Here is a 21,092-nt window from a genome sequence, read left to right on the forward strand (position 1 = left end):
AGTTCTATTTAAGTTATATGCTATTACATTCGCGGCGGGCTTCCCCTGTCAAGCGCAAACTTATAGGCTCCGCCTCAACATGCGTTCACAACTCGCCCGCAAGCCCGAGAAGACCTACCACCATGGCGATCTCCGCGATGCCTTGATCAGGGCCGCGCTGCACGAGGCGGAGCAGGGCGGCGCCGAGGCGATCAGCATCAAGGCGCTTGCCAAGCAGCTCGGCGTCTCGCAGCCGGCGCCATACCGGCATTTTGCCGACCGCGAGGCGTTGCTCGCGGCAGTCACGGCGGAGGCATTCCGGCAACTCTCGGCGCTTCTGCGCGAGGCGATGGCAAAGCCGTCGAAGCAGTCGAAACTCTCGCGCCTCGCGCTGGCGACGCTCGATTTCGGTCTGCGCCGCAATGGGATCTACCGCTTGATGTTCGCTTCGCGCACCGTGTCCTGCGCGGCCAAGGGCAGCGAGCTGCACGAGGCGACGCGGGAGACCTTCGCGCTCGTGATCGAAGCTTTGGAAGCTCCCGCTGTCGGCTACTTGCGCGAACGGCAGGCGCTCAAGATCTGGGCGGCGCTGCACGGCGTCGTGATGCTGGCCGAGCAGGGCCTGTTCACCGGCGAGGCGGCGCATGCCACGCGCGAGGATCTGGTCGAGGATTTTGTGAACGAGACGAAAGCTGCGCTCGCGGTGGCGATCAAGGATGCGCAGCGCCGGACAAAGGCCGGCGCCTAAGCCTTCGCCCTCAGCAGCCTCATCAGCTTGTCGACGGCACTGTCCGGCGTCGTCACGACCGGGCGGCCAGTGGCCTCCGCAACCAGCGGCGCAGTCGCGGCGATGCTGAATTGCGCGAGCGCGATGACGTCGCAATGGCGTAGATCGCGCGAGGCTTCCGCGATCAGACAATCATGTGCGGCACGGTCGCCCCGGTCGAGCGCGGCCAGCGCGCCCTCGGCCAGTTTCGGCACGATCTGGACGGAGGCAGGGAACTCGGGCGGCATCGACACCAGCGTCGGCGGAAAGGTCGAGAGCAGGCCGATGCGCTGACCCATGGTCACGGCGCGTTCGATCATGGCTTCGTTCGGCTTCAGCACCGGCATCGACGCATGTGCGCGCGCGACCGCCTCGATGCAGGGGCCGAACGCGGAACAAGTGAACAAGATGCCATCCGCTCCCGTCGCCGCTGCGTAATCGCCGAGCGCGAGGAAGCGCTCGGTCATGGCATCGGTGAGCGCGCCGTCGCGCGCCAGATCCGCAGACAGGCTGTCGTCGAGCAGGTTCATCAGCCGTGCCTCGGGCCACGCCTTCGCGAATGCCGCTTCGATCGGCGCGATGGAGTGCTTGAGCGCATGGATGAGGGCGACGCGAGGCGGTTTCGTCATCAGGTATATGTCAGTTCTTCACCTTCGGATCGATCGGCGTCGTGCCGCGCAGGCCCAGAATGTCTTCCAGCACCTTCGCGCCGGCGATCACCTGTGCGTCGGCCCGCGGTGCGCCGACGACTTGCACACCGACCGGCAGGCCCGACGCCGTGAAGCCGCACGGCAGCGAGAGCGCAGGACAGCAGGCGAGCGTGATAGCGTAGACGATGCCGAGCCACTCGACGTAATTGTCGAACCTCTTGCCGGCGCATTCGGCGACATAGCGGTGTTCGATCGGGAAGGGCGGCACGATCGTCGTCGGCACCAGCAGGAGATCGTAGGTCTTGAAGAACTCGACCGCCCGCGCAGTCATGCCGACGCGCTGCGCCTCGGCGCGCGCGAGCTGATCGACGGTGAGCTTAAGGCCTTCCTCGATGTTCCAGATCACCTCGGGCTTGAGCATGTCGCGCTTGGTGCGCAGCAGGTTGGCCTTGGTGATCGCGAAATCGAACGCGCGCAGCACGTGGAAGCATTCATGCGCCTCGCGCCAGTCCGGATGCGCCTCCTCCACGATGGCTCCGGCTTCCGCGAAGCGCTCCGCGGCCTTGCGCGTGATCGCCTTCACTTCTGGATCGACCGGCGTGATGCCAAGGTCGGGTGAATAGGCAATGCGCTTAGGCTTCTTGCCCGCCTGTGCCGCCGACAGGAACGAGGTTGCAGGGGTGGGCAGCGACAACGGATCGTCCGCATAGTCGCCGCTCATGGCATCCAGCAGCAGCGCGAGATCCTCGACGTTGCGTGCCATGGGGCCAACCACGCCGAGATTGCGATCGATACCTGATTTTGGGGTATGGGCGACGCGGCCGATGCTCGGCCGCATGCCGACGACGCCGCAGAAGGCGGCAGGGTTGCGCAAGGAGCCGCCCATGTCGGAGCCCTGTGCGAGCCAAGCCATGCCGGTTGCGAGCGCCACGGCCGCGCCGCCGGAGGAGCCCGCTGCCGATTTCGTCGTATCCCACGGATTGAGCGTCGCGCCGAACACCTCGTTGAAGGTGTTGGCGCCGGCGCCGAATTCCGGCGTGTTGGACTTGGCGTAGACCACCGCGCCGTTCGCCTCGAGGTTCTCGACCATGAGGTCGGATTTCGCGGGAATGTTGTCCTTGAAGATCGGCGAGCCCTGCGTGTTCAACACGCCCGCGACGTCGGTGAGATCCTTGATCGGCACCGGCAGGCCCGCGAGCAGCCCGCGCGCGCCCGCCGGCTTCTGCATCAGCGCTTTCGCGTTGGTCCTCGCGCGATCGAAGCACAGTATCGGCAGCGCGTTGACCTTGCCGTCGACCTCCTTGATGCGCTTCTCCAGCACATCCAGGAGCTCGAGCGGCGAGACGTCGCCGGACCGCAGCTTGTCGACGACGGCGCATGCGGTTTCGCGGATCAGGTCTTGAGACAATTATCGTACTCCTATCGCTTGATTGTCATTTCGGGTTCGATGCTTTGCATCGCCCCGGAACGATGGTGCCTAAAATTTCGGAGCAATTATCCCCACCCCGCGCTGATGCCGCCGTCCACCGTATATATCACGCCCGACGTGTAGCCAGAGCGATCCGACGCCAGGAACGCCATGAGGTCGCCGATCTCGCGCGCATGCGCAGGGCGGCCGAGCGGCAGGCTCTTCTGGAATTCCTTGTAGCGGCTCTCGTCGCCGAACTGGTGCTTTGCCCGCGTCTTGAGCAGGGTGACGTGGCGATCGGTGCCGACGGGACCGGGATTGATGCCGACGACGCGGATGTTGTCGGCGAGGCTCTTGCCGCCGAGCGCGCGCGTGAAGGCCATCAGCGCGGCGTTGCCGGCGCTGCCGCAGATGTAGTCGGCGTCGAATTTTTCGCCGGCCGCGCCGATGTCATTGACGATGACGCCGCCGCCCTTCGCCTTCATCCGCGCATAGATGTGCCGCGTCAGGTTGATGTAGCCGAACACTTTCAATTCCCAGGCGTGCCGCCAGGCTGCCTCGTCGATCTTGTCGATCGAGCCGCCGGGGATGTCGCCGGCATTGTTGACGAGCACGTCGATGTCGGCGGCTTCTTTCGCCAGCCGCGCCACGTCATCTTCCTTGCGCAGATCGACGATGCTCGTTGCGGCGTCGATCTGGTGTGCGGTGCGCAGACGGTCGGCCAGCGCCGTCAGCGCCTCGCCACTGCGGGCGGCGAGCAGGAGATGCGCGCCTTCCTCGGCAAACGCCTCGGCGGCCGCTGCGCCAATGCCCTTGGACGCGCCGGTGATCAGGACGCGCTTGCCACGCAGATGCAGATCCATGGGGGTACTCGCAGGATAGGAAAAGGAGCAAATCAGTAGGCGTTCGGCCGCGCCATGGTCAACATTGCAGTGCAGCGTTGCACCGCACGCGACTTTGGTCCATTGCATTGCGATCAAAACGCGGCGGCTGCCGGACCAACCAAGGACGTTCTCGATGAGCAGGAAGCAATACCGGATCGCAGTCATTCCCGGCGACGGCATCGGCAAGGAAGTCATGCCGGAGGGTCTGCGCGTTCTGGAGGTGGCCGCGAAGAAGCACGGCGTCTCCGTGCATTTCGACCATTTCGACTTCTCGTCCTGGGACTATTACGAGAAGCACGGCCAGATGATGCCCGATGACTGGAAGGAGAAGATCGGCAAGCACGATGCGATCTATTTCGGCGCGGTCGGCTGGCCGGCCAAGATCCCGGACCACGTCTCGCTGTGGGGTTCGCTGATCAAATTCCGCCGCGAATTCGACCAGTACGTGAACCTTCGCCCGGTGCGGCTGATGCCCGGCGTGCCATCGCCGCTGGCGGGCCGTAAGCCCGGCGATATCGATTTCTGGGTGGTGCGCGAGAACACGGAAGGCGAATATTCCTCCGTCGGCGGCCGCATGTTCCCCGACACCGACCGCGAGTTCGTGACCCAGCAGACTGTGATGACCCGCATCGGCGTCGATCGCATCCTGAAATTCGCCTTCGAGCTCGCGCAGTCGCGGCCGAAGAAACATTTGACCTCGGCGACCAAGTCCAACGGCATCTCGATCACCATGCCCTATTGGGACGAGCGCGTGGAGGCGATGGCCAAGAAGTTTCCGGGCGTGAAGTGGGACAAGTACCACATCGACATTCTGACGGCGAACTTCGTGCTGCATCCGGACTGGTTCGACGTCGTGGTCGGCTCCAATCTGTTCGGCGACATCCTCTCCGATCTCGGCCCGGCCTGCACCGGCACGATCGGCATCGCACCATCAGGCAACATCAATCCCGAGGGCGATTTCCCCTCAGTGTTCGAGCCGGTGCACGGCTCGGCGCCCGATATCGCCGGCCAGGGCATCGCCAACCCGATCGGCATGATCTGGTCGGGCGCCATGATGTTCGAGCATCTCGGCGAGAAGGAAGCAGGAAAATCGATCGTCGATGCGATCGAGCGCACGCTGGCCGAACGCACGCTCCGCACCAAGGATCTCGGCGGCAACGCCGATACCACCGCCTGCGGCAAGGCGGTCGCGGAGATGGTGGACTGAGGCAATACTTCACCCTCTTCCAGAAGGGGGAGGGAGCGCAGCGCGGGAAATGGCTTTTCCATTCCCGCGCTGCAGACAGCGACTAGCCCGCGATCCTCTCGATCGCCGCCTGGTCCAGTCCGAACCTCTTGCCGGCCTCCAGGATCTCCTGCCAGGTGTTGGGGTCGACCGGAATTCCTTCAGCGAGGCGCTTCTTCTTGGTCTCGCGTTCGGGCTCGCCGGCGATCTTCACCTTGTCGACGCCGGCAGCGGGCGGCGAGCCGGTGTGCCAGGCGACGAAGCTCTCGACTTCGCGCGCGAGGTTCTCGCCGGTGCCGAGCTTGCCCGGGTCGATGACGATCGAGAGCATGCCGTTGAGGACGTTGTACTTGCCGTCGGACGGGCCCTTGACCACTTGCCCGCCTGAGAGCGCACCGCCAAGGATTTCGCACACCAGCGCGAGCCCCGAGCCCTTGTGCTCGCCGAACGGCAGGATCGCGCCGTGCGGCGGGATCACGGTGTAGCGCGGATTGACCGTGGGTTTGCCTTCATTGTCGATGATGGTGCCGGGCTCAAGCTCGGCGCCCTTGTTGTGGGCCACACGGGTCTTGCCTTGTGCGATCCTGCTGGTGGCGAAGTCGAGCACGATCGGCTCCTTGCCCCTGCGCGGGATGCCGACGCAGAACGGGTTGGTGCCGTGACGGGCATCGCTGCCGCCCCAGGGCGCCACGATCGGCCGCGAGATCACGTTGACGAAATGGATCGAGACCAGCCCATGGTCGATGCACTGCTCGGCCCAGTGACCGATGCGGCCGATGTGGTGCGCGTTGGAAAGGCCGACAAGGCACACGCCATTGCGCTTGGCGCGCTCGGCGGCCAGCTCCATCGCTTCATGGCCGATCACCTGGCCATAGCCCGTGAGGCCGTCGAGGGTGAGAAGCGGACCGGTGTCGAGCACGATCTTGACGTGCTGGTTCACGGCGAGGCCGCCCGTCGTGACGCTCTGGACGTAGCGCGGGATCATGCCGACGCCGTGCGAGTCGTGGCCTTTGAGATTGGCCTCGACCAGATTGGTCGACACGAGCTCGGCCTCTCGGTCCGAGGAGCCGCCGGCCTGGACGATGGCGCGGACGACGTTGGTGAGCGCTTCGGCCTTGATGGTGCGATAGTCAGCCATTTGTTGTTGCTCTTATCCCTTCACGATCCGGCGGCAGTGGACCCAGGCCGCTTCAATCAGGTTCTCGCTCGCCTCCGGCGTGCGGAAGGCCGAATGCGCCGACAGCGTCACGTTCGGCAGTTTCGTCAGCGGATGATCGCCGGGGAGAGGCTCCGTATTGAAGACGTCGAGGCCGGCATGGCGGATGTGGCCGGACTTCAGCGCGTCGATCATGGCGGCTTCGTCGACGATCGCAGCGCGGGCGGTGTTGACGAGGATGACACCACGTTTCATCGCGAAGATCTTGTCGCGCGTGATCATGCCGCGGGTTTCGTCGTTGAGCAGCAGATGCAGCGAGACGACGTCGCTCTTCGCCAGCACTGTATCGAGATCGGTGAATTCGACACCAGGATAGCTCTTGGGCGAGCGGTTCCAGGCGATCACCTTCATGCCTGAGCCGGTCGCGATGCGTGCGACTTCGGCGGCAATGCCGCCGAACCCAATCAGGCCGAGCGTCTTGCCGGTGAGCTGCATGCCGTCTTCGCGCAGCCAGTTGCCGGCCCGCATCTCGCGGTCCATCATCGCGATGACGCGGGCGGAGGCCCACATCAGCGCGATCGCGCATTCGGCCACTGCCGTGTCGCCATAGCCCTTGATCAGATGCACGGAGATGCCGAGCTCGGCGAGCTCCTCCGGGTTCATGTAGCTGCGTGCGCCGGTGCCGAGGAACACGACGTGCTTCAGCTCCGTGCATTTCCTCGCCACGTCGGTGGGAAGCGCGGTGTGGTCGACGATCGCGATCTCGGCGCCGTCGAGGATTTCCGGGTATTGTTCCGGCCTGATATCGGGATCCCTGTGGATCCGCACCTTGGGATCGCCGGGCTTCTCCAGCCGCTCCATGATCACGGCGAGGGCTTCATTGGCGTCGACGAAAACTCCGCGCATGGCTCTCTCCGATCAGGACGCGACGCCGGCAATCGCCAGCACGGTATGCATCAGGACGTTGGTGCCCGCAGCGCAGTCGGTTTGTGTGGCGTCCTCCAGCTCGTTGTGACTGATGCCATCCTTGCAGGGTACGAACACCATCGCCGCAGGCATGACGGTGTTGAGATTGCAGGCATCGTGGCCGGCGCCGGAGGTGATGCGGCGAGAGGAATAGCCCAGCGTCTTCGCGGCGTTCTCGACCGCCGCGATCAGCTTGGGATCGAAATGGGTCGGCGGCTTGCGCCAGACCAGGTCGATCTTGACCTCGACCTTGCGGCGTGCCGCGATCTCGGCGATAGCCGCACGAAGATCGCGATCGAGCGCATCCATGATGGCGCCGTCGGCACTGCGGCAGTCCATGGTGAAGGCGATCTCGCCGGGAATGACGTTGCGCGAGGGATTTGCGATCACGGCCTCGCCGATGGTGCCGACCGCGTTCGGCCCGTGCTTCTTCGCGATCGCCTCCATCGCCAGCACGATTTCCGACAGCGTAGCCAGCGCGTCGCGCCGCAGCGGCATCGGGGTCGAACCCGCATGGCTCTCGAAGCCGGAAATCTTGCCGTCGTACCAGAGCACGCCCTGGCCGGAATCGACCACGCCGATGGTCTTGCCTTCCGCCTCCAGAATGGGACCCTGCTCGATGTGCAGCTCGACGAAGCATCCGAGCTTCTGGAAGCCGACCGGCTTGTCGCCGCGGTAGCCGATGCCGTCGAGCGCCTGGCCGACGGTTATGCCTTCGGCGTCCTTGCGCGACAGAATGTCGTCGGTGGTGAAGTCGCCGACATAGGCGGCGGAGGCCATCATCGCAGGTGCGAAGCGCGAGCCTTCCTCGTTGGTCCAGTTGACGACGCAGATCGGCGCCTCGGTCTCGATGCCGGCGTCGTTCAGCGTCCGGATCACTTCCAGCGCGCCGAGCGTCCCCAGGATGCCGTCATACTTGCCGCCCGTCGGCTGGGTATCGAGATGCGAGCCGATGCCGACGGGCGGCTTCGACATGTCACGTCCCTTGCGCAGGCCGAACATCGAGCCGAGCGCGTCGACGTGGACTTCCAGTCCCGCGTCCTCGCAGGCCTTGCGGAACCAGTCGCGGACCTGCTTGTCTTCGGTGCTGAGCGTCAGCCGCCGCACGCCGCCCTTGGCGGTCGCGCCGAATTGCGCGGTGTCGTGGATGGAGCCCCATAGGCGGGCGGAATCGATTTGCAGATTGGTGGCGGCTCGGCTCATGCGTCTCTTCCATTGATCGCTGTCATTCCGGGGCGCCCAAAGGGCGAACCCGGAATCTCGAGATTCCGGGTTCTCGCTGCGCGAGCCCCGGAATGACGGTAGAAAACCCGGCGCTGTTTCAATGACGCGCCTGCGCGGGCGCGTCAACCGCGAGGCTGCTCTGCGCAATCTGCCGTGCAAGCTCGGCGACGCGCTCCACAGCGACGATGTCGGGCGAGGCGAGCCAGCTTGCGGTGAAGGTCAGCGGCGCGATCGCGAGATCGGTGTCGAGCAGTTGCAACCGTCCGTCGGCGAGCTCGTTTTCGACGATGGCGTCGGGGATCACGGCGATGCCGAGTCCCTCGACCGCCATGTGGATGACCGTCGCGAGCGAGGCGGAGGCGTGCAGCCGGATCGGCGGCAGCTCCGGCCGGTCGAACACCTCGCGCACGACCTCGTAAGGCTTGGTCTTGCGCGGGAAGGTGATGATCGGAAAGCGCGCCAGCTCCAACGGGGTCACAGGGCCCGCGCCGAGCCCGAGTGAAGGGCTTGCGAGAAAGCCGATCGGATAATCGGCGAGCACGCGGTTGTGCACGCCCGAGGCGGACAGCGGTCCGACGACGAAAGCAAGCTCGATTTCCTGCGCAAGCAGGCGCGCGGTGAGGTTCGGCGTGATGTCGACCTCGATCTCCAGCGAGAGGTTCGGATAGACCTGGTTCACGCTCTTCACGAGACGAGGCAGCCAGGTGTGCACGATGGTCTCGGCGACACCGAGGCGCATCACGCCGCGCATCGCCGACCGGTCGCCGATCTCCGCCATCATGGCGGCGCGCAGACCGATCAGCTTCTCGGCATAGATCATCATCTGTCGCCCGCTGGGGGTCGGCGAGGCCACGCGATGATCGCGGTTCAGGAGCTTCACGCCCATCTCGCGCTCGAGCTGGGCGATGCGCTGCGAGATCGCCGGCTGGGTGGTGTTGAGCCTTTGTGCGGCCCCACGGAAGCTGCCGAGCTTCACAACCCATAGGAACGTCTCGATCGACTTGAAGTCCAGCATTGGAAGGAATACCTCAGTCGATAAATGGGATTTATCGATATTGATTAGAAACGACGATTAGACTTTATAGCACGCTTGGTGTTGGCTTGTCTTTGTCGAGTTTATAGGCAGGTCGATCACATGACTGTTTTGGTGGCAGCGCAGCAAACTGAAACGCCCGACGCCCTTCCGAGCCGCAAGGCCCGGCTCGCCTACCGCGAGGGGTTGGTCGCCTCCACCGCCGGAGTCGCTCCGGGTTTTGTCCAGGGCAATCTCGCGATCCTGCCTGCCGAATATGCCGGCGCCTTTCACCGCTTCTGCCAGCTCAATCCGAAGCCGTGCCCGATCATCGGCATGTCCGATGTCGGCAGTCCGCATATCCCCTCGCTCGGCGCCGATCTCGACATCCGCACCGACGTCCCGCGCTACCGCGTCTGGCGCGATGGCGAAGTCGTGGACGAGCCGACCGACGTGAAGAAGCATTGGCGTGACGATCTCGTCACCTTCGTGCTCGGTTGCTCGTTCTCGTTCGAAGAGGCCCTGCTCGAGGAGGGCATGCCGATCCGGCACATCGAGCACAATGTGCGCGTGCCGATGTATCGCACCAACATTCCTTGCGGCGAGGCCGGTCCGTTCGCCGGTCCGATGGTGGTGTCGATGCGCCCGTTCAAGCCGGCCGATGCGATCCGCGCGGTGCAGATCACCTCACGCTATCCCGCCGTGCACGGTGCGCCCGTGCATCTCGGCCATCCGCACCTGATCGGGATCAAGGATATTGCGAAGCCCGACTACGGCGATCCGGTGCCGGTCGCCGACGACGAGATTCCGGTGTTCTGGGCCTGCGGGGTGACGCCGCAATCGGTGATCAACGCCGCGAAGCTCCCGTTCGCGATCACGCATTCGCCCGGCCTGATGCTGGTGACGGATCTGAAGAACAGAAACATGGCCGTGATTTAGTAGGCAGCGTTTGCTGCTTCTTCAGGCTTTACCGCATCCATCAATCGCTTCATTCGATCAGCCGAAATTCGACAACAGGGGACTTTGCCATGACGATCACTCGCCGCGACGTGTTGTTGGGAGCCACCGCCACTGCCGCTCTCGTGCCGCTGGCAGCGCGCGCACAGGCCTCGGAAGTCGTGATCGGCGTGATCTATCCGTTCTCCGGCGGCAGCGCACAGCAGGGCGTCGACGCGCAGAAGGCCTATGAGACCGCGCTCGAAGTCATCAACAAGGACTCCGCTTTCGATCTGCCGCTGGCCAAGGGCGAAGGGCTGCCGGGCCTCGGCGGTGCGAAGGTCCGTCTCGTGTTCGCCGACCACCAGGCCGATCCGCAGAAGGGCCGAGCCGAGGCCGAGCGCCTGATTACGCAGGAGAAGGTCTGCGCGATCATCGGCACTTATCAGAGCGCCGTTGCCGTCACCGTCAGCCAGATCTGCGAACGCTACCAGGTCCCGTTCGTGTCCGCCGACAATTCATCGCCCAGCCTGCATCGCCGCGGCCTGAAATATTACTTCCGCGCTGCGCCGCATGACGAGATGTACTCGGCCGCGATGTTCGACTTCTTCGATGCCATGAAGAAGAAGGGCACCAAGATCGAGACGCTGTCGCTGTTCCACGAGGACACCATCTTCGGCACCGACTCCGGCAATGCCCAGGCCAAGATCGCCGGTGAGCGCGGCTACAAGATCGTCACCGACATCAAGTATCGCGCCAACTCGCCCTCGCTCTCGGCCGAGGTGCAGCAGCTCAAGACCGCCAATGCCGACGTGCTGATGCCTTCGAGCTACACCACGGACGGTATCCTCCTGGTCAAGACCATGGCCGAGCTCGGCTACAAGCCGAATGCGATCGTGGCGCAGGACGCCGGCTTCTCCGAGAAGGCGCTCTATGATGCCGTCGGCGACAAGCTCGAAGGCGTGATCTCGCGCGGCACCTTTTCGCTCGACCTCGCGCAGAAGCGCCCGATGGTCGGCAAGATCAACGACATGTTCAAGGCGAAGTCGGGCAAGGATTTCAACGACCTCACCTCGCGCCAGTTCATGGGCCTGATCATCCTCGCCGATGCCATCAACCGCGCCAAGTCGACCGACGGCGAGAAGATCCGCGACGCGCTGGCCGCGACCGACATTCCGGGCGAGCAGACCATCATGCCCTGGAAGCGCGTCAAGTTCGACGAGATGGGCCAGAACAACGATGCCAATCCGGTGCTGCTGCAATATGTCGGCGGCAAGTTCGTCACCATCTTCCCGCCGCAAGCCGCGATCGCCGAGGCGATCTGGCCGATGAAGTAAGAGTGGGAAGCGGGAGCTCAGACGTAGCTCCCGCCCTCATCCTGAGGAGCGGGCGTAGCCCGCGTCTCGAAGGACGAGGGCTGGGCCATCCTTCGAGACGCGCGCTGATGCGCGCTCCTCAGGATGAGGATCTATTTCGGGGGACAGACTTTTGACAGCCCAAGCCATTATCCAGAGTCTCGCGAGCGGCCTCCTCATGGGCCTGCTCTACGGACTGATCGCGGTCGGTCTCGCGCTGATCTTCGGCCTGATGGACGTCACGAACTTCGCCCATGGCGAGTTCCTGATGCTCGCGATGTATCTGTCCTTCTTTCTGTTCGCGTTCTTCGCCATCGACCCCTTGCTGTCGGCGCCATTGGTCGCCGCGGCGCTCTTCGTTTTCGGAGCGGTGATCTACCTGCTCATTGTCCGCTTCGCCATGCGGGCCAAGGCCAATGCCGGCATGGTGCAGATCTTCTCCACCTTCGGTCTCGCCATCGTGATGCGCGGCCTCGCGCAGTTCTTCTTCACCCCGGACTATCGCAGCATTCCGCAGTCCTGGCTCGGCGGTAAAACCATCTCGGTTGCCGGCATCTTCCTGCCGGAGCCTCAGCTGGTCGGCGCGCTGGTCTCGGTTCTCGCCTTTGCCGGTCTCTACTTCTTCATCCACCGCACCGATTTCGGCCGCGCGATCGAAGCCACCCGCGAAGATCCCGGTGCGGTGGCTCTCGTCGGGATCGACAAGAACCGCGTGTTCGCGTTCGGCTGGGGCCTCGGCGCCGCGCTGGTCGGTCTCGCCGGCGCGATTATGGCGGTGTTCTTCTACATCTACCCCGACGTCGGCGCGTCCTTCGCGCTGATCGCCTATGTCACGGTGGCACTCGGCGGCTTCGGCAGCGTGTTCGGTGCATTTGCCGGTGGCATCATCGTCGGCCTCGTCGAGGCGGTCACCGCCTTGGTGCTGCCGCCCTCGCTGAAGTCGGTTGGCATCTACGCCGTCTATCTCCTCGTCGTCTTCATCCGGCCGCGCGGCCTGTTCGGGTCGATGTGATGGACAAGAATTTTGCAGGGCGGCGCCGCCGCGACCTCATCATCGCCGCAGGACTGGCCGGGATCGCCGCACTGGCGCCGCTGTTCGTCAAGGACGTCTACGTCCAGAATATCCTGATCCTGACGCTGATGTATGCGGCGCTGTCGCAGAGCTGGAACATCCTGTCCGGCTATTGCGGACAGATCTCGCTCGGACACGCGCTCTATTTCGGCATCGGCGCCTACACCACCGAGCTGCTGTTCACCAAGTTCGGCGTGCTGCCCTGGTTCGGCATGCTCGGCGGCGGCGTGATTGCCGCCCTGATCGCGATGGGACTCGGTTATCCCTTCTTCCGCCTGCGCGGCCATTACTTCGTGATCGCGACCATCGTCATCGCCGAGATCGGTCTGCTCCTGTTCCAGAATTGGGAGTGGGCGGGAGCCGCGATGGGCATCACCATTCCGATCCGCGGCGACAGCTGGCTGAAATTCCAGTTCCTGCGCACCAAGCTGCCGTACTTCTATTTCGCGCTGGGCCTGTGCTGCCTCGCCTGGTTCGTCACCTGGTGGCTGGAAGATTCCAAATGGGGCTTCTGGTGGCGCGCGGTGAAGGACAATCCGGAAGCGGCCGAGAGCCTTGGCGTCGTCGTCTTCACCTCCAAGATGGGCGCGGCCGCCGTCTCGGCCTTCCTCGTCGCCATTGGCGGTGCCTTCTACGCGCAGTTTCTCGCCTATATCGATCCTGAAAGCGTGATGGGCTTCCAGTTCTCGCTGCTGATGGCGCTGCCGGCCGTGCTCGGCGGCATCGGCACCCTCTGGGGTCCCGTGCTTGGCGCCGCCATCCTGATCCCGATGACGGAGCTGACGCGCTCCTATATCGGCGGCTCCGGGCGCGGCGTCGATCTCATCGTCTACGGTACGCTGATCGTGCTGATCTCGCTGGCCCTGCCGCAGGGATTGGTGAGCCTGTTCTCCCGTTCGAAAGCAAAGGGAGCCACGCGATGAGTGCGCTCCTTGAAACCCGCGGCGTCTGGCAGCGCTTTGGCGGGCTCATCGCCAACAGCGACGTCTCGATCTCGGTCGGCCGCGGCGAGATCGTCGGTCTGATCGGCCCGAACGGTGCCGGCAAGTCGACGCTGTTCAATCTCATCGCAGGCGTGCTGCCGCCGACCCAAGGCTCGATTCTATTCGATGGCGAGGACGTCACCCGCATGCCGGCGGCCGAGCGCTGTCAGCGCGGGATCGGCCGGACCTTCCAGGTCGTCAAGAGCTTCGAGACCATGACGGTGATCGACAACGTGATCGTCGGTGCTCTCGTGCGCAACACCGTGATGCGCGAGGCGCGCCGCAAGGCGCATGAGGTGCTGGAATTCACCGGCCTTGCCGCGCGCGCCGACGTGCTCGCGAGCGATCTCGTGCCGGCCGAGAAGCGCCGTCTCGAAGTTGCCCGTGCGCTGGCGACCGAACCGAAGCTGCTGCTGCTCGACGAAGTCCTCACCGGCCTCACGCCCACGGAGGCGCAGACCGGTGTCGCGCTCGTGCGCAAGGTGCGCGATGCCGGCATCACCGTGCTGATGGTCGAGCATGTCATGGAGATCGTGATGCCGCTGGTCGACCGCGCCATCGTGCTCGACCTGGGCAAGGTGCTGGTCGAGGGCAAGCCCGCAGACGTCGTCCGCGATCCCAAGGTGATCAGCGCATATCTGGGAGATCGTCATGCTGTCGGTGCGTGAAGTCACGACGGCCTATCAGGGCCTGGTCGCGATCTCCGCAGTCTCGATCGAGGTCCAGAAGGGCGAGATCGTCTGCGTCGCCGGGGCCAACGGCGCGGGCAAGTCGACGCTGCTGAAATCCATCGCCGGTGCCGAGCGTCCGCGCTCGGGCACGGTGACGTTCGACGACAAGCGCCTCGACGGCATGGCGCAGCATCACATTACGGCCACTGGCATCGCCTATGTGCCGGAGAACCGCCGCCTGTTCCCGCGCCTGTCGGTGCGCGACAATCTGCGTCTCGGCAGTTATCTCTACCGTGGCGAAACCAACCGTGAGGAGCCGCTCGATCTCGTCTTCAAGCTGTTCCCGCGTCTTCAGGAACGTTTGGAGCAGCGCGCCGAGACGCTCTCCGGCGGCGAGCAGCAGATGCTCGCGATCGGCCGCGCGCTGATGACGCGTCCGCGGCTCCTCATGCTGGACGAGCCCTCGCAGGGCATTATGCCGAAGTTGGTGGATGAGATCTTCCAGGCGGTGAAGCGCATCCGCGACGCCGGCATGACCGTGCTGATCGTCGAGCAGCGCATGGCCGAATGCCTCGAGATCGCCGACCGCGCCTACATCCTGCAAACCGGCCGCGTGCTGATGCAGGGCGCAGCAAGCGAGATCAAGGGCAATCCGGATGTGCGAAAGGCGTATCTCGGGCTGTAACTGGATTGCTGCCGCAATCGAAGTCATCATCCTGAGGTGCGCGCCCTTCGCGCGCCTCGAAGAATGGGCCGCGAGCGCCTGTAGTCCATCCTTCGAGGCTTCACCTTGCGATGCAATTGCATCGCAAGGCTCGCACCTCAGGATGACGGCGGTGTGTGTGGCGCGCAGCGGGCCAGGATCACGATCGAGATCGCGACTTCGATGCAGCGATCAGCATCTGTTCCACAATCCCTTCAAACTCGCTTTTGGCGATTGGGTCGGTGTACGGTTTTACCGACTTGTCCCACCAACGATGATGGCGCCCCGCCTTATCAAGGATGTCGGCCGCAGCTTCCACCTCCGCGTCTGACGGTGTGGCCACAGACCGTCGCTCGTGTTCGTGTACGCCATGCTCCGGCAGCGTCACCCCGAACACCTTCACCAGATCCGTCACCTGCTCCTGCGAGAGGTACCGCGGATTCATCCCGCGCAGCAGCAGGTACAGCTTCGCCGTCTCTTCCAGCTCCTCGGTCGCGAACACCGCGGCCTCCAGCGTGTCGCCGGCGACCACCGGCCCGTGATTGGCGAGCAGCACCGATGAATATTTCCCCGCCAGCCCCTTGATTGCATCCGCAACCGCGGGATCGCCCGGGCGGTAATAGGGCACGAGCGCGGTGGCGCCGCATTTCATCAGATAGTAGGCTGTCATCGGCGGCAGCGCGGCGCGCGGGTCGATCTCGGGCAGCATCGAGAGCGCGACCGAATGGGTGGAGTGCAGGTGCACGATCGCTCGCGCGCTTCCGCGTGTGTCGTAGAGCGCGGTGTGCAGCGGAACTTCCTTGGTCGGCGCATCGCCCGAAATCAGCTGTCCCGTTCTATCCAGCCGCGACAGCCGCGCCGGATCGAGGAAGCCGAGCGAGGCGTTGGTCGGCGTAACCAGCCAGCCGCCGTCGTCCATCCTGACGCTGATATTGCCGGAGGAGCCCGGCGTCAGTCCGCGTTCGAACAGGGACCGTCCGAAGCGGCAGATATCCTCGCGCAGCCGTGTTTCGTTGCTCATGGCCGTCATGCCCGCTTGTCTCACGCTTTGGCAGCGCGGCCAAGCCGTGATATCGGTTCGCTGAGCCGCCGCAAAGGGCAGCCATCCGGGAAACGTTCGCAAGGGTCAGTTGCATGTCCGCCTCCACCTCTCAAAATCAGCGCATTGCTGTCATCGGGCTCGGCTCGATGGGATACGGCATGGCGACCTCGCTGAAGCGCGTCGGCCATGCCGTTACCGGCTGCGACGTTTCGGCTGAGGCCGTCGCGCGCTTCGTGAAGGATGGCGGTGCGGGGGCCAGGACGCCGGCCGAAGCGGCCAAGGAGGCCGATATCGTCGTCAGCGTCGTCGTGAATGCCGCCCAGACCGAGGCGATCCTGTTCGGCAAGGATGGTGCCGCCGAGACCATGCCGAAGGACAGCGTCTTCGTATCCTCGGCTACCATGGATCCCGACGTGGCGCGGCGCCTTGCCAAGCAGCTTGAGGCGACCGGCCGACACTATCTCGATGCGCCGATCTCCGGCGGGGCGCAACGCGCCGCGCAAGGCGAGCTGACGATCCTCGCCTCCGGCAGTCCCGCCGCTTTTGCGAAAGCGCGGCCCGCGCTCGACGCCATGGCGGCAAAACTCTACGAGCTCGGCGATGCCGCCGGGCAAGGGGCTGCGTTCAAGATGATCAATCAATTGCTCGCCGGCGTGCACATCGCCGCCGCCAGCGAAGCCATGGCGTTCGCGGCAAAGCAGGGCCTCGACATCCGCAAGGTCTATGAGGTGATCACGGCATCGGCCGGTAATTCCTGGATGTTCGAGAACCGCATGCCGCACGTGCTCGACGGCGATTACACGCCGCGCAGCGCGGTCGAGATCTTCGTCAAGGACCTCGGCATCATTCAGGACATGGCACGCACTGCCCGATTCCCTGTGCCGGTCTCCGCCGCCGCGCTCCAGATGTTTCTGATGACATCAGCCGCCGGCATGGGCCGCGACGACGACGCGTCGGTGGCGCGCATGTACGCGCAGGTCACCGGCGTCAAGCTGCCCGGCGACAAATAAGCAAGAGGAACTCCGATGCCCCGTTTTGCCGCCAATCTCTCGATGATGTTCACCGAGGTGCCGTTCCTCGACCGCTTTGACGCCGCGGCGCAAGCCGGCTTCACCGCGGTCGAGTTCCTGTTTCCCTATGAGCATCCGGCCGAGGCGATCGGTGAGAGGCTCAGGCGCAATGGCCTCACACAGGCGCTGTTCAACCTGCCGCCGGGCGACTGGAACGCCGGCGAGAAGGGCTTTGCGGCGCTGCCCTTGCGGTTCAACGATCTCAAGGCGAGCCTGGAGACGGCGCTGCCTTATGCCAAGGAGACCGGCGTCAAGCGCCTGCACCTGATGGCCGGCATCGCCAACCGCGGCGAGCGCGTCGCGATCGAGGCGTTCTACAAATCGGTGGCCTGGGCCGCGGAATTCTTCGCGCCGCACGGCATCGACGTCGTGATCGAGCCGATCAATGCGCGCAACGTGCCCGGCTACTTCCTCAACGATTTCGGCTTCGCGCGGGACCTGATCCAGGAGCTGAGGCTTGCGAACCTGAAACTCCAGTTCGACATCTATCACTGCCAGATCATCCATGGCGACGTCACCATGCGGCTGCGCGAGATGATGCCGATCATCGGCCACGTCCAGATCGCCAGCATCCCTTCGCGCAACGAGCCCGACGGCGAGGAACTGAACTATCCGTTCCTGTTCGAAGAGCTCGACCGGCTCGGCTATACCGGCTTCGTCGGCTGCGAATACAATCCCCGCGGCAAGACCACCGATGGGCTCGCCTGGTTCAGGCCTTACGCTGGAGCGAAGTCGTGACACTTGCGTTGGGCTGCATCGCCGACGACTACACCGGCGCGTCCGATCTCGCCAACACGCTGACGCGCGCCGGCCTGCGCACCATGCAGACCATCGGCGTGCCCGCGGACGATCTCGCGCTGCCCGAGGTCGATGCCGTCGTGGTGTCGCTGAAGAGCCGCTCGATCGAAGCCGGCCTCGCGGTGTCGCGCTCGCGCGCCGCTGAAACATGGCTGCGCGGCCGCGGCGCGGGCCACGTGTTGTTCAAGATCTGCTCGACCTTCGATTCCACCGATGCCGGCAATATCGGCCCGGTGATGGACGCGTTGCGCGCCGATTGCGGCGAAGCTGTCGTGCTGGTGACGCCGGCGTTCCCGGAAACAGGCCGTACCGTCTACCAGGGCAACCTCTTCGTCGGTGCCGTGCCGCTCAACGAGAGCCCGCTGAAGGACCATCCGCTCAACCCGATGCACGATTCGAACCTGGTGCGCGTGCTGGCGCGCCAGAGCAGGACGCAGATCGGCCTCGTCGATCTCGCCACCGTGACGCGCGGCGCGAAGGCCGTGCGGGCGCGATTGGCCGAGCTCGCGGCCAAGGGCATCGGCGCCGCGATCATTGACGCCGTCTTCGACCGCGACCTCGAGACCATCGGTCTCGTCGCCGCCGAACATCGGCTGTCGGTCGGCGCCTCCGGGATCGGCCTCGGACTCGCGCGGGCGCTGGTATCGACCGGAAAGGTCAGGGCAACGGCGACCAGTGATGCAGGCGCGCCGGTCGGCGGATCGGCGGCATGCCTTGCCGGGAGTTGTTCGCAGGCGACGCTTCAGCAGATCGCCAATGCCGAACGCATCATGCCGGTGCTTCATCTCGATCCGGACCGTATCATTACGGGGGCCGGCGAAGCACAGCGCGCGCTGGACTGGGCGAAGCCGCGGCTTGCGGAAGGTCCGGTGCTGATCGCATCGAGCTCGACACCCGATCAGGTCGCCGCGCTACAGGCGCGCCACGGTCGCGACGCCGCCGGCGATGCGATCGAGCAGGCCATGGCCGATATGGCAGAAGGCCTCGTAAAATCAGGCGTGCGGCGACTGATCGTTGCCGGCGGCGAGACGTCCGGGGCCGTTGTCGATCGGTTGAAGATTCCCGGATTTCTCGTGGGAGTGGAAATCGCCGCGGGCGTGCCAGTGCTGCGCGCGGTCGGCGCCGAAAGCGACATGCTGCTCGCTCTGAAGTCCGGAAATTTCGGCGGAGCAGAGTTTTTCTCCGACGCACTTGGGCTCATGCGCTGAGCGCAGGACATTTTTAGCTGCCTGTTCATTTCTTTCGGGCTCCGTACTCGCACGGAGTCGTAGTTAACATCTGCACAAGTGCTCTGGTGTTGGATGTCGGCGCTGCTCCCTTTGGTTGATTCGTAAAACTCCGGACGCGCGCCCGCGCCAGTACAACGAGACCCGATTATGTTTGCCAGACTCTCCATCCGCACCAAAATCATCAGTGTCGTGGCATTCCTGCTGGTCGCGATGACCGGCATGGGCCTGCTCGCCGTCATGAAGATGCGGTCGATGAATGCCAATACCGTCGACATCACCACAAACTGGCTGCCCAGCGTGCGGGTGATCGGCGACCTTCGCGCCAGCGTCATCACGTATCGTAACGTGGTGCGCCAGCACATGCTGGCTGAAGCCTTGGAGGACAAGCTTGCGGTGGAGAAGACCGCCGCCACCGTGACGGAGGCGCTCGCCAAGGTGCGCAGCAGGTACGAGGCAATGATCAGCTCTCCGGAAGAGCGCGTTCTCTATAACCAATGGTCCAAGCTCTGGGACGAGTACAAGAAAGGAACCGAGGAGGTGATGGCGTTGTCGCGCAAGGAGGCCGGCAAGCTCCCGCGCGAGGCCCAGGAACTCAACTCCAAGACGGTCAACAAGATCGGGCTTCAGGCGGATGAGATCCTGACCAAGGACATCGAGCTGAATACCAAGAGCGGCGAACAGGCGGCGCAGAATGCGGCCGACAGCTATTCCTTCGCGCTCATGCTGGTTTCGATCATTCTCGGCACCGCCGTCGTCGTTGGTATCGGCGTCAGCTTCTATCTCGTCCGAGACGTCTCCAGCGGCATAAACTCGATCATCGAGCCGATGCAGGCGCTGGGTAAGGGCGACCTCTCCGCCGAAGTCCCGCATCGCGGCGAGAAGACGGAGATCGGCGCCATGGCCGACGTGCTCCAAATCTTCAAGGAAGCCCTGATCGCCAAGAAGGCCGCCGACGAAGCCGCCGCGGTCGACGCAGAAGCCAAGATCGAGCGCGGCCGCCGTGTCGACAACATCACCCGCGAATTCGAAACGATGATCGGCGAGATCGTCCAGACCGTGTCGTCGGCCTCGACCCAGCTCGAAGCCTCCGCCTCGACGCTGACTGCGACCGCTGACCGCTCGCAGCGGCTGGCAACCACGGTGGCCGGCGCTTCGGAGGAAGCCTCGACCAACGTGCAATCGGTAGCCTCGGCGACGGAGGAGATGGCTTCGTCGGTCGGCGAGATCAGCCGTCAGGTGCAGGAATCGGCGCGGATGGCGGGCGATGCCGTCGGTCAGGCCCGCGCCACCACCGAACGCGTCAGCGAGCTCTCCAAGGCTGCCGCGCGCATCGGCGACGTCGTCGAGCTGATCAACACCATCGCCGGCCAGACCAATCTGCTCGCGCTGAATGCCACCATCGAAGCCGCACGTGCCGGCGAAGCCGGCCGCGGCTTCGCCGTGGTCGCCTCCGAGGTGAAGGCGCTCGCCGAGCAGACCGCGAAGGCGACCGGCGAGATCGGCCAGCAGATTTCCGGTATCCAGGCGGCGACCAACGACTCGGTGGGCGCGATCAAGGAGATCTCCTCGACCATTGAGCGTCTGTCGGAGATCTCGTCGGCGATTGCAGCGGCGGTGGAAGAGCAGGGCGCGGCGACGCAGGAAATCGCCCGCAACGTGCAGCAGGCGGCGCAGGGCACGCAGCAGGTGTCGTCGAACATCACCGACGTGCAGCGCGGCGCGACCGAAACCGGCACGGCCTCCTCGCAGGTATTGTCGGCGGCGCAGATGCTGTCGAACGACTCGAACCGGCTGAAGACCGAGGTTAGCAAGTTCCTCACCAACGTCCGCGCGGCCTGACTGGTCGTGATTCAGCCGCCAAAAGAGCGGCGCGGCTCATTCGGCGGCCGCTGATAGCTTGGCTCGGAGCCGCACATGGGCCCCGAGCCTGCAGTCGAGTGGCCCACCTTCCATTTTCCGATAG

19 protein-coding genes and 1 pseudogene are annotated in these 21,092 nt (G+C 64.6%); 12 read left to right on the forward strand and 8 right to left on the reverse strand.

Annotated features, from left to right (window positions below; all coding sequences use genetic code 11):
* The first annotated feature begins 79 nt into the window (after positions 1-79).
* Complete coding sequence (locus tag ACSHT2_RS30520; RefSeq protein ID WP_440638526.1) at positions 80-727, forward strand: TetR/AcrR family transcriptional regulator; 648 nt, start codon at positions 80-82, stop codon at positions 725-727.
* Here ACSHT2_RS30520 and ACSHT2_RS30525 read toward each other — a convergent pair.
* The 3 genes from ACSHT2_RS30525 to ACSHT2_RS30535 all read right to left on the reverse strand — a co-directional run bounded on the left by ACSHT2_RS30525 (position 724) and on the right by ACSHT2_RS30535 (position 3,666).
* Positions 724-1,374 (reverse strand): aspartate/glutamate racemase family protein, encoded by a 651-nt coding sequence (locus ACSHT2_RS30525; RefSeq protein ID WP_440638528.1) that lies wholly within the window; start codon positions 1,372-1,374, stop codon positions 724-726. The genes ACSHT2_RS30520 and ACSHT2_RS30525 overlap by 4 nt on opposite strands.
* Before the next feature lie 10 nt (positions 1,375-1,384).
* On the reverse strand, positions 1,385-2,803 hold the full coding sequence (locus ACSHT2_RS30530; RefSeq protein ID WP_440638529.1) for an amidase: 1,419 nt from the start codon (positions 2,801-2,803) through the stop codon (positions 1,385-1,387).
* Between the two features lie 86 nt (positions 2,804-2,889).
* Positions 2,890-3,666 carry an SDR family oxidoreductase gene (locus ACSHT2_RS30535; protein ID WP_440638531.1) on the reverse strand — a complete coding sequence of 259 codons (777 nt, stop codon included), beginning with the start codon at positions 3,664-3,666 and terminating at the stop codon, positions 2,890-2,892.
* A gap of 154 nt (positions 3,667-3,820) precedes the next feature.
* Here ACSHT2_RS30535 and ACSHT2_RS30540 point away from each other — a divergent pair, with 154 nt between their 5' ends.
* Positions 3,821-4,894 carry a tartrate dehydrogenase gene (locus ACSHT2_RS30540; RefSeq protein WP_440638533.1) on the forward strand — a complete coding sequence of 358 codons (1,074 nt, stop codon included), beginning with the start codon at positions 3,821-3,823 and terminating at the stop codon, positions 4,892-4,894.
* An 82-nt stretch (positions 4,895-4,976) separates the two neighbouring features.
* On the opposite strand, the gene ACSHT2_RS30545 is transcribed toward ACSHT2_RS30540, so the two are convergent.
* From ACSHT2_RS30545 to ACSHT2_RS30560, 4 genes are all read right to left on the reverse strand, one after another.
* Entirely contained in the window at positions 4,977-6,050 is a 1,074-nt protein-coding gene (locus ACSHT2_RS30545) for a malate/lactate/ureidoglycolate dehydrogenase (protein WP_440638535.1), read from the reverse strand.
* 12 nt (positions 6,051-6,062) lie between these two features.
* A complete protein-coding gene (locus tag ACSHT2_RS30550; RefSeq protein ID WP_440638537.1) occupies positions 6,063-6,974 on the reverse strand; it encodes an NAD(P)-dependent oxidoreductase in 912 nt (303 codons plus the stop codon).
* A gap of 12 nt (positions 6,975-6,986) precedes the next feature.
* Positions 6,987-8,237 (reverse strand): Zn-dependent hydrolase, encoded by a 1,251-nt coding sequence (locus tag ACSHT2_RS30555; protein WP_440638539.1) that lies wholly within the window; start codon positions 8,235-8,237, stop codon positions 6,987-6,989.
* 118 nt (positions 8,238-8,355) lie between these two features.
* On the reverse strand, positions 8,356-9,273 hold the full coding sequence (locus tag ACSHT2_RS30560) for a LysR family transcriptional regulator (protein WP_440638541.1): 918 nt from the start codon (positions 9,271-9,273) through the stop codon (positions 8,356-8,358).
* A gap of 120 nt (positions 9,274-9,393) precedes the next feature.
* Between ACSHT2_RS30560 and ACSHT2_RS30565 the strand changes: the two genes are divergently transcribed.
* From ACSHT2_RS30565 to ACSHT2_RS30590, 6 genes are all read left to right on the forward strand, one after another.
* Positions 9,394-10,209 carry a putative hydro-lyase gene (locus tag ACSHT2_RS30565; RefSeq protein ID WP_440638542.1) on the forward strand — a complete coding sequence of 272 codons (816 nt, stop codon included), beginning with the start codon at positions 9,394-9,396 and terminating at the stop codon, positions 10,207-10,209.
* Between the two features lie 89 nt (positions 10,210-10,298).
* The gene (locus ACSHT2_RS30570) at positions 10,299-11,543 is read left to right on the forward strand and encodes an ABC transporter substrate-binding protein (protein WP_440638544.1); all 1,245 of its coding nucleotides are present in this window, start codon (positions 10,299-10,301) and stop codon (positions 11,541-11,543) included.
* A 196-nt stretch (positions 11,544-11,739) separates the two neighbouring features.
* Positions 11,740-12,573 carry a branched-chain amino acid ABC transporter permease gene (locus ACSHT2_RS30575; RefSeq protein WP_440642968.1) on the forward strand — a complete coding sequence of 278 codons (834 nt, stop codon included), beginning with the start codon at positions 11,740-11,742 and terminating at the stop codon, positions 12,571-12,573.
* Entirely contained in the window at positions 12,573-13,556 is a 984-nt protein-coding gene (locus ACSHT2_RS30580; protein ID WP_440638545.1) for a branched-chain amino acid ABC transporter permease, read from the forward strand. The genes ACSHT2_RS30575 and ACSHT2_RS30580 overlap by 1 nt, the downstream gene beginning before the upstream one ends.
* Positions 13,553-14,284 carry an ABC transporter ATP-binding protein gene (locus tag ACSHT2_RS30585; protein WP_440638547.1) on the forward strand — a complete coding sequence of 244 codons (732 nt, stop codon included), beginning with the start codon at positions 13,553-13,555 and terminating at the stop codon, positions 14,282-14,284. Before ACSHT2_RS30580 ends, ACSHT2_RS30585 begins: the two co-directional genes overlap by 4 nt.
* Positions 14,268-14,972, forward strand: coding sequence for an ABC transporter ATP-binding protein (locus ACSHT2_RS30590; RefSeq protein ID WP_440638549.1), 705 nt, complete (start codon positions 14,268-14,270; stop codon positions 14,970-14,972). The genes ACSHT2_RS30585 and ACSHT2_RS30590 overlap by 17 nt, the downstream gene beginning before the upstream one ends.
* A gap of 373 nt (positions 14,973-15,345) precedes the next feature.
* Here ACSHT2_RS30590 and otnC read toward each other — a convergent pair.
* A pseudogene (gene otnC, locus ACSHT2_RS30595) lies at positions 15,346-16,020 on the reverse strand (3-oxo-tetronate 4-phosphate decarboxylase); the annotation flags it as partial.
* Between the two features lie 104 nt (positions 16,021-16,124).
* Between otnC and ltnD the strand changes: the two are divergent.
* From ltnD to ACSHT2_RS30615, 4 genes are all read left to right on the forward strand, one after another.
* Positions 16,125-17,042, forward strand: coding sequence for an L-threonate dehydrogenase (gene ltnD, locus ACSHT2_RS30600; RefSeq protein WP_440638550.1), 918 nt, complete (start codon positions 16,125-16,127; stop codon positions 17,040-17,042).
* Between the two features lie 15 nt (positions 17,043-17,057).
* A complete protein-coding gene (gene otnI, locus ACSHT2_RS30605) occupies positions 17,058-17,840 on the forward strand; it encodes a 2-oxo-tetronate isomerase (RefSeq protein ID WP_440638552.1) in 783 nt (260 codons plus the stop codon).
* Positions 17,837-19,108: a 3-oxo-tetronate kinase gene (otnK, locus tag ACSHT2_RS30610; RefSeq protein WP_440638554.1), complete on the forward strand. Its 1,272-nt coding sequence runs from the start codon at positions 17,837-17,839 to the stop codon at positions 19,106-19,108. The genes otnI and otnK overlap by 4 nt, the downstream gene beginning before the upstream one ends.
* Before the next feature lie 168 nt (positions 19,109-19,276).
* A complete protein-coding gene (locus ACSHT2_RS30615; RefSeq protein WP_440638555.1) occupies positions 19,277-20,968 on the forward strand; it encodes a methyl-accepting chemotaxis protein in 1,692 nt (563 codons plus the stop codon).
* Positions 20,969-21,092 lie beyond the last annotated feature (124 nt).

The organism is Bradyrhizobium sp. PUT101, assembly GCF_052043945.1.
Classification (GTDB): Bacteria; Pseudomonadota; Alphaproteobacteria; order Rhizobiales; family Xanthobacteraceae; genus Bradyrhizobium.